At 69.2% G+C, this 8,548-nt stretch carries 6 protein-coding genes; 2 read left to right on the forward strand and 4 right to left on the reverse strand.

The features are described 5' to 3' along the window. Window positions 1-123: 123 nt before the first annotated feature. The 3 genes from VDQ18_RS21740 to gltX all read right to left on the reverse strand — a co-directional run bounded on the left by VDQ18_RS21740 (window position 124) and on the right by gltX (window position 5,036). The gene (locus VDQ18_RS21740) at window positions 124-2,097 is read right to left on the reverse strand and encodes a methylmalonyl-CoA mutase family protein (RefSeq protein WP_323022961.1); all 1,974 of its coding nucleotides are present in this window, start codon (window positions 2,095-2,097) and stop codon (window positions 124-126) included. A gap of 177 nt (window positions 2,098-2,274) precedes the next feature. Beyond that, on the reverse strand, window positions 2,275-3,570 hold the full coding sequence (gene gltA, locus VDQ18_RS21745; RefSeq protein WP_107749849.1) for a citrate synthase: 1,296 nt from the start codon (window positions 3,568-3,570) through the stop codon (window positions 2,275-2,277). Between the two features lie 59 nt (window positions 3,571-3,629). Then, window positions 3,630-5,036: a glutamate--tRNA ligase gene (gltX, locus tag VDQ18_RS21750; RefSeq protein ID WP_323022962.1), complete on the reverse strand. Its 1,407-nt coding sequence runs from the start codon at window positions 5,034-5,036 to the stop codon at window positions 3,630-3,632. Between the two features lie 76 nt (window positions 5,037-5,112). Between gltX and VDQ18_RS21755 the strand changes: the two genes are divergently transcribed. Both VDQ18_RS21755 and VDQ18_RS21760 read left to right on the forward strand, forming a co-directional pair. Next, a complete protein-coding gene (locus tag VDQ18_RS21755) occupies window positions 5,113-7,242 on the forward strand; it encodes a ComEC/Rec2 family competence protein (protein ID WP_323022963.1) in 2,130 nt (709 codons plus the stop codon). A 180-nt stretch (window positions 7,243-7,422) separates the two neighbouring features. Then, window positions 7,423-8,379 carry a Hint domain-containing protein gene (locus tag VDQ18_RS21760; protein WP_323022964.1) on the forward strand — a complete coding sequence of 319 codons (957 nt, stop codon included), beginning with the start codon at window positions 7,423-7,425 and terminating at the stop codon, window positions 8,377-8,379. 14 nt (window positions 8,380-8,393) lie between these two features. Here VDQ18_RS21760 and VDQ18_RS23600 read toward each other — a convergent pair whose 3' ends face one another. Beyond that, window positions 8,394-8,537, reverse strand: a complete 144-nt coding sequence (locus VDQ18_RS23600) for a YidB family protein (RefSeq protein ID WP_416235139.1) — start codon at window positions 8,535-8,537, stop codon at window positions 8,394-8,396. Window positions 8,538-8,548: the final 11 nt, after the last annotated feature.

Raw genomic sequence — 8,548 nt, forward strand, 5'->3', positions numbered from 1 at the left:
GGTGAATGCCCGCAGGGCAGAGGGGGGCAGAAAGCCCCCCTTCTTCGGCGCGGCGGCACGCCGCGCCGTTGGTCGCCCGAGGCGCGCGGGCCGAAGGCGCGGGCACCGAGGGCGAAACTCCTCCTATTCCGCGGCGAACGGCCGGGCCTCGACCAGGCCGACGATGTCCATCATGATCCGGTTCAGCTCGAAATCCTTGGGCGTGTAGACCGCGGCCACGCCCATCGCCCGTAGCGCCATGGCGTCTTCCTCGGGGATGATGCCGCCGACCACCACCGGCACCTCCGCCAGCCCCGCCGCGCGCATCCGTTCCATCACCTCGGCCACCAGCGGCACATGGCTGCCCGAGAGGATCGACAGCCCCACCACATGCGCCGCTTCCGCCTCGGCGGCCGAGACGATCTCGGCGGGCGTCAGGCGGATGCCTTCGTAATGGATGTCCATCCCGCAATCGCGGGCGCGGGCGGCGATTTGTTCGGCGCCGTTGGAATGGCCGTCCAGCCCCGGCTTGCCGACCACGAATTTCAGCTTCCGGCCCAGAGTCGAGCTGACCGCATCGACCGCGGCGCGGATTTCCTCCAGCCCCTCGGTCCGGTTCGAGGGGTTGCGCGACACGCCGGTCGGCGCGCGGTATTCGCCGAAGGCCTTGCGCACCACCAGACCCCATTCGCCCGTGGTCGCCCCCGCCTTCGCCGCCTTGATCGAGGCGGGCATGACATTCGCGCCCGACAGCGCCGCCTCGCGCAGCTCGGCCAGCGCGGCCTTGACGGCGGCGTCATCGCGCGCGGCGCGCCAGGCGGTCAGGCGGGCGATCTGGTCGGCCTCGGCATCGGCATCCGCGACCATGATCGAGCCGTCGCCGGTGGTCAGCGGCGAGGGTTCGGTGGTGGTGAAGCGGTTGACGCCCACGACCACCGTTTCGCCCTGTTCGATCCGGCCGATGCGCTCGGCATTGGCCTCGACCAGGCGGCCCTTCATGTAGTCGATGGCCTGCACCGCGCCGCCCATGTCGTCAATGAGCGCGAGTTCCGCGCGGGCGCCCTCTTTCAGCGCCTCGACCTTGGCCGCGACCACCGGGTTGCCGTCAAAGAGGTCGCCGTATTCCAGGAGATCCGTCTCATAGGCCAGGATCTGCTGCATCCTCAGCGACCATTGCTGGTCCCATTTCCGGGGCAGGCCCAGCGCCTCGTTCCAGGCGGGCAGCTGCACGGCGCGGGCGCGGGCGTTCTTCGACAGGGTGACGGCCAGCGCTTCGATCAGGATGCGGTAGACGTTGTTTTCCGGCTGCTGCTCGGTCAGGCCCAGCGAGTTGACCTGCACGCCATAGCGGAAGCGGCGGTAGCGCGCATCCTCGACGCCGTAGCGTTCCAGGCAGATCTCGTCCCAGAGTTCCGAGAAGGCGCGCATCTTGCAGAGTTCAGTGACGAAGCGGATGCCGGCGTTCACGAAGAAGGAGATGCGCCCGACCATTTCCCCGAAATGCTGGGCCGGGACCTTGCCCTTCAGGTCATCCAGCACCGCAATCGCCGTGGCCAGCGCGAAGGCCAGCTCCTGTTCCGGCGTCGCGCCCGCTTCCTGCAGATGGTAGGAACAGACGTTCATCGGGTTCCACTTCGGCAGATGCTCGCGGGTATAGGCCGCGACATCGGTGATCATCCGAAGCGAGGGTTTCGGCGGGCAGATATAGGTCCCGCGCGACAGGTATTCCTTGATCAGGTCGTTCTGCACCGTGCCCTGCAGCTGGGTGACATCGGCGCCCTGTTCCTCGGCCACGGCGATATAGAGCGCGAGCAGCCAGGGGGCCGTCGCGTTGATCGTCATCGAGGTGTTCATCTGTTCCAGCGGGATGCCGTCGAAGAGGGCGCGCATGTCTCCGATATGGCAGATGGGCACGCCGACCTTGCCGACTTCGCCGCGGCTGAGTTCGTGGTCGCTGTCATAACCGGTCTGCGTCGGCAGGTCGAAGGCGACCGACAGGCCCGTCTGACCCTTGGACAGGTTGGTCCGGTACAGCTCGTTCGAGGCCTTGGCGGTGGAATGGCCGGCATAGGTGCGGAAGAGCCAGGGCTTGTCTTTCTTGACGGTGTCTTGAGTCATCGGAGCCTCCGCTATGGATGCAGTCGCAGCGCAACTTTCTTACCCGAAGGGAATAGATGGGCGAAAGATAATGTCAAGACGGGAATCGCTGCAACGCGGCGGCGGCGGCTGGCGCGAGGCGCCGGAACGCGAAACGCCGCCCCGGAGGGCGGCGTTGCAAGGCTTGGGTCGGGTGGCTCAGCGCTCTTCGACTTCGGAATAGTCGCGGCGCGGCGCGCCGGTATAGAGCTGGCGCGGGCGGCCGATCTTCAGTTCCGGGTCGCCGATCATCTCTTTCCACTGGGCGATCCAGCCGACTGCACGCGACAGCGCGAAGATCGGCGTGAACATCGAGGTGGGGAAGCCCATCGCCTCGAGGATGATGCCCGAATAGAAGTCGACGTTCGGATAGAGCTTCTTCTCGACGAAATAGGGATCCTCGAGCGCGATGCGCTCCAGCTCTTTCGCGACTTTCAGCGTCTCGTTGTCGTGGATGCCCAAGAGGCCCAGAACCTCGTCCGCCGATTCCTTCATGACCTTCGCCCGCGGGTCGAAGTTCTTGTAGACGCGGTGACCGAAGCCCATCAGGCGGAACGGGTCGTTCTTGTCCTTGGCGCGGGCGATGAACTCGGGGATCCGGTCCACGGTGCCGATCTCGCGCAGCATTTCCAGGCAGGCCTGGTTGGCGCCGCCATGGGCCGGGCCCCAGAGGCAGGCGATGCCGGCGGCGATGCAGGCGAAGGGATTGGCGCCCGAGGAACCCGCCAGACGCACGGTCGAGGTCGAGGCGTTCTGCTCGTGGTCCGCGTGCAGCATCATGATCCGGTCCATGGCCTTGGCCAGGATCGGGTCGACCACATAATCCTCGGCCGGGACGGCGAAGCACATGTGCAGGAAGTTGCCGGCGTAATCGAGCGAGTTCTTCGGATAGACGAAGGGCTGGCCGATCGAATATTTGTAGGCCATGGCGGCGATCGTCGGGATCTTGGCGACCATGCGGATCGCCGCGACCTCGCGCTGCCAGGGATCGTTGACGTCGGTCGAATCGTGGTAGAAGGCCGACATCGCGCCGACCACGCCGACCATGGTGGCCATCGGGTGCGCGTCGCGGCGGAAGCCGCGGAAGAAATAGTGCATCTGCTCATGCACCATGGTGTGACGGGTCACACGGGTCTCGAAATCGACCATCTGCTGGGCGGTCGGCAGCTCTCCGTAGAGAAGCAGGTAGCAGACTTCCAGGTGGTGCGACTTCTCGGCGAGCTGTTCGATCGGATAGCCCCGATAGAGCAGCTCACCCTTGTCGCCGTCGATATAGGTGATGGTCGAGGAGCAGGACGCGGTCGAGGTAAAGCCCGGGTCGTAGGTGAAAACGTCGCCCTGCGCGTAGAGTTTGCGGATATCCAGCACGTCCGGGCCGACGGTGGGCGAATGGATCGGCAGGTCGATTGCCTTGTTGCCAATCGTGAGTGTTGCACTTCCCTTGGTGTCTGCCATCGCGTCCCTCGCTCCTTATTAACCAGCGTTGGGCGGCCCAGCCCCGGGCCGCGGGGTAGTCAGCCCCCTGCAGCGGCGTCCGAGAGCCGCGCAAGGGTTTCATCACGTCCCAGAACAAGCATCATGTCGAACACGCTGGGTGACACGGCCCGACCGGCCAGAGCCGCCCGCAACGAGGGGGCGATCTTGCCGAGTCCGAGGCCGTGGGTCGCTGCAACGTCGCTCACGATGGCTTCGAGTCTTTCGCGCTCCCAGCTAGCATTTTGCAGATGCGGCGTCAATTCACCCAGTATACGACGGGATACCGCGTCCAGGGATTTTTCCGCTTTCTCGTCCCGGGCGATCGGTCGTTCCGTCAGGACAAAGTGAGCCCGTTCAAGGATTTGGCTGAAGTTGCGGGCTTTCTCTTTCAAAGGACCCATGGCCCGGGCCACGCCTTCGCGCTGCCGCGGGGTCAGCGGTGCGGCCCCGATGGCGGAAAGATAGGCCTCGAGTTCCTGCAGTGCAGCGCCCTCGTCCATCGCCGTGAAATGCTGCGCCGTCAGGTGGTCCAGCTTTTTCAGGTCCAGACGCGCCGGCGCCTTGCCGATCCCGCCCAGATCGAACCATTGGACCGCCTGCGCGTCCGAGAAGAATTCGTCGTCGCCATGGCTCCAGCCCAGGCGGGCGAGGTAATTGCGGATGGCGGCGGCGGGATAGCCCATCTTCTGGTAATCCTCGACCCCCAGGGCGCCGTGGCGCTTCGACAGCTTCTTGCCATCCTCGCCATGGATCAGCGGGATATGCGCGAACTGGGGCACGTCCCAGCCCATCGCCTGATAGACCTGCGTCTGGCGCGCGGCGTTGTTCAGGTGGTCGTCCCCCCGGATCACATGCGTGACGCCCATGTCGTGGTCATCGACCACCACGGCGAGCATGTAGGTGGGCGTACCATCCGAGCGTAAACAAACCATGTCGTCGAGCTGGTCGTTGCGGAACACGACCCGGCCCTGCACCGCATCCTCGATCACCGTCTCGCCGTCGCGGGGCGCTTTCAGACGGATCACATAGGGCAGGTCGGGATGGGTCGCGGGATCGGCGTCGCGCCAGGGCGATTGATAGAGGGTCGAGCGGCCCTCGGCCCGCGCCGCTTCGCGGAAGGCCTCGATCTCATCCTGCGTCGCGAAGCATTTATAGGCATGGCCGCGGGCCAGCATTTCCAGCGCGACCTCGGCGTGGCGGGGGGCCTGTTCGAACTGGCTCACCGCCTCGCCGTCCCAGTCGAGGCCCAGCCAGGTCAGCCCGCTGAGAATGGCCGCCGTGGCCTCGGGCGTCGAGCGGGCGCGGTCGGTATCCTCGATGCGCAGCAGGAATTTCCCGCCCCGGCCCCGGGCATAAAGCCAGTTGAACAGCGCCGTCCGGGCCCCGCCGATATGCAGGAAACCCGTGGGCGAGGGGGCGAAACGGGTGACCACAGCGGCGTTCATCTGTTGTTAACCTTTCGGAAACCAAGGGGGAGATAGGCTGGACGAAACCTCTAGGCAATGACGGGGGCGAGAACAAGTGTGGAGCCCCGCCCGAGCCGCCGAGGATCTGCCGCTGCCCGATGCGCGCGGGCTCGGGGCCGGGGCGGTTCGGCGGGTCTCGGCCGCCGTATCGGCCGCCCGGGGGGCGCTGTTCCCGCTGGCGCCGGTGGCGCTGGGCGTCGGCGTCGGCCTCTATTTCGCGCTGAAGGACGAACCGGGCCTGCCGCTCTTGGCCGCTGTCGCGCTGGCGGGCGCTGTCTGCCTGATCGGTGCGCGCCGGGCGCCGGATGGGCTGCGGCCGTTGGCTCTGGCCGGGGCGCTGGTGGCGGCGGGGCTGCTGCTTGCGGCCTGGCGGGCGCAATCGGTGGCGGCGCCGGTGCTGGGCTGGCACCGATATGGCCCGGTCGAGGGACGGATTGTCGAGGTCGACCGCTCGGTCTCGGACGCGGTGCGGCTGACGCTGGACCGGGTGGTGCTGCCGGGGATCGACCCGGCGCGGGTCCCGCAGTCGGTGCGCGTCTCGGTCCATGGGGCGCTGGATCTGGACCCGGTGGCGGGCACGCGGGTGATGCTGACCGGCCGCCTCGGTCCACCCGGCGGGCCGGTCGAGCCGGGCGGGTTCGATTTCCGGCGGCTCGCGTGGTTCGAGGGGCTGGGCGCGGTCGGCTACACGCAAAGCCCGGTGCTGGCGCTGGAGGATCCCGAGCCGGGCCTCGCGCTGTCCCTGACCCGGCTGCGCCAGCGCCTGGCGCAAGGCATCCGCGACCGGCTGCCGGGCGAGACGGGGGGCTTCGTCGCGGCGATCCTGACCGGCGACCGTTCGGGCGTGGGGATCGAGACGACCGAGGATCTCAGACGCTCGAACCTCGCGCATCTCTTGGCGATTTCCGGGCTGCACATGGGGCTGCTGACCGGTGTGGTCTATGGCGGGCTCCGGGCCTTCCTCGCGCTCTTCCCGGTGCTGGCCCTGCGTCTGCCGATCCGCAAGATCGCGGCGCTGGTCGCCTTGGTCGCGGCGGCGGCCTATCTGGCGCTCTCGGGCGGCAATGTGGCGACGCAGCGCGCCTTCGTCATGGTGGCGGTGATGCTGGGCGCGGTGCTGGCCGAACGCCGCGCGCTGTCGATGCGCTCGGTGGCGCTGGCGGCGCTGATCCTGCTCGCCTGGCGGCCCGAGGCGCTGCTGTCGGTCGGCTTCCACATGTCCTTTGCCGCGACCGTGGCGCTGGTCGCGGTGTTCCGCTGGCTGCGCGAGCGGCGGCAGGGCGCCCCGCGTCCCCGAGGCTGGCGGCGGGCGCTGGCGCCGCTGGCGGGGGCGGCGCTGTGCTCGCTGGTGGCGGGGCTGGCGACGGCGCCCTATGCCGCGGCGCAATTCCACCGCATCGCCGAATACGGGCTTCTGGCCAATATCGTCAGCGTGCCGCTGATGGGGGTGCTGGTGATGCCCGCGGCGGTGCTGGCGGCGGTACTCTGGCCCTTGGGGCTGGAGGGCGTCGGCCTCTGGCTGATGGCGCAGGGGACGCGCTGGATCCTGTTCGTCGCCGAGTGGGTCGGCGGGCTCGATGGCGCCGTCCGACAGGTGCCCGCGCCGCCCGGCTGGCTGCTGCCGGCCTTCACGCTGGGGGCGCTTTGGCTGGTGCTCTGGCCCGGGCGCTCGCGGCTGGCCGGGGCGGCGCTGGCCATCGCGGCGCTCGCGTTCTGGGGGCAGGGCACAAGGCCCGCGCTGCTGGTCGAGGGGGGCGGCGCGCTGGTCGGGCTGATGACGCCCGAGGGGCGGGCGCTCAGCAAACCGCGCGGCGCGGGCTTCGTCGCCCGCAACTGGCTGGAGGCGGATGGCGACGCGGCCTCGCAGGACCGCGCCGCAGCGCGGCCGGGCTTCACTCCGGTGCCGGGCGGCGTCCGCTTTGCCTTCAACGGGGCGGACTGGCTGCATCTGACCGGGCGGCGCGGGGCGGCGGCGCTGGCGGCGGCCTGCCGCGACGGGGTGGTCATCGTCACGGATCAGCGGATGGAGGGGACGCCTGCCGGGACCTGCACGCTCTGGGACCCGCGGACCCTGCGGGCCACGGGCGCGCTGGCCTTCGATGCCGCGGGCGGGATGCGGACGGCGGTCGAGGCCTCGGGTCACCGGCTCTGGAGCCCGGTCCCCCGCCCGCGCCGGGCGGATTGAGTCCTGACGGCAACACAAGGCGCGGAATGCGCGGGAAAGGGGGCACATAAGGCTCGCCCGGTGACTCGCTGTTTGTTACGCTTACGGAAACAAACAGGCAAAACAATGAGCAGTGTATCCGGGTTCAGCGGCGTGTATGCCGTGGAATGGGCGCAGACTGCGCCTGGAGAGGAGTGGGGTTTGCCGCCGGACCTGCTGGCGGTGGGCATGTCCTGGCGCTGGCGCGGCGTGGCGCAACGGCTCGATGCCGGGGTGGCGGCGCTGTGGCTCGATCGCCCGGCCGACCGGGAAGACCCGCGCAGACGCGCCCGGCGCCGGATGCAGCGCCTGTCGCTGGCCGCCATGCCCGAGGGCGCGGGCGAGGATCTGCAGGACGAGGCGCCCGGCGGCGGCTCGCTGGTGCTGACCGATGGCGCGCGGCTCTATCCCGCCCGGATCGTCGAGCGGCACGGGCGGCGGCTGGCGGTGTTCCACCCGCTGCTGCCCGCCCCCGATACCGAACTCTGGATCGCCGCGCTGAACCTCGCGCCCTCGCTGTCGCGGCGGGGCGGGGTGATCTGCTTCCTGCCCGGCACGCTGATCGCCACGCCCGAAGGTCCGCGCGCGGTCGAGGCGCTGGAACCCGGCGAGACGGTCCTGACCCGTGACAATGGTGCGCAGCCCGTGGTCTGGCGGGGCGAGACGCGGCTGTCGGGCGCGGAGCTCTATCTGCATCCCCATCTCAGGCCCCTGCGCATCGCCGCCGGTGCCTTGCCCGGCGGGCGGCCTGACAGCGACCTGTTGGTCTCGCCAGCGCACCGCCTGCTGATGCCTTCGCCCGAGGGGCTGGGTGCGGGCGAGGTGCTGGTCGCGGCGGCGCATCTGGAGGACGGGCGCGGCATCCGGCGCGATTTCGCGCTGCCCGCGGTGCGCTACATCCATCTGATGCTGGAACGCCACGAGATCCTGACCGCCAACGGTCAGCCCTGCGAGAGTTTCCACCCCGGCATGGCCGATCCGGCGGTGCTGAAATGGCACGCGCGCAGTCTGGAGAAGGCAGCGCCGGGGTTGGTGGGCGATCCCGCGCGCTTTGGCGAGACGGCGCGGCGCTGCCTGACGCAGGGCGAAGCGGCAATCCTGCGCTTCGCCACCGCCTGAAGACGACCGCCTGATTACGAGGGCATCCGCCCGCCCGGGGTCATCGTATCGACCGCGCCGGGCAGGTGCTGCGCCAGTTGCGCCAGCAGCGCCTGCGGGTCGAGGCCGGTGGTCGCGGCGAGGTTGTTCAGCGCCTCGGGGCCCAGCGCCTGCTGCACCTGTTCGGGGG

The sequence above is a fragment of the Pararhodobacter sp. genome, from assembly GCF_034676075.1.
GTDB lineage: Bacteria > Pseudomonadota > Alphaproteobacteria > Rhodobacterales > Rhodobacteraceae > Pararhodobacter.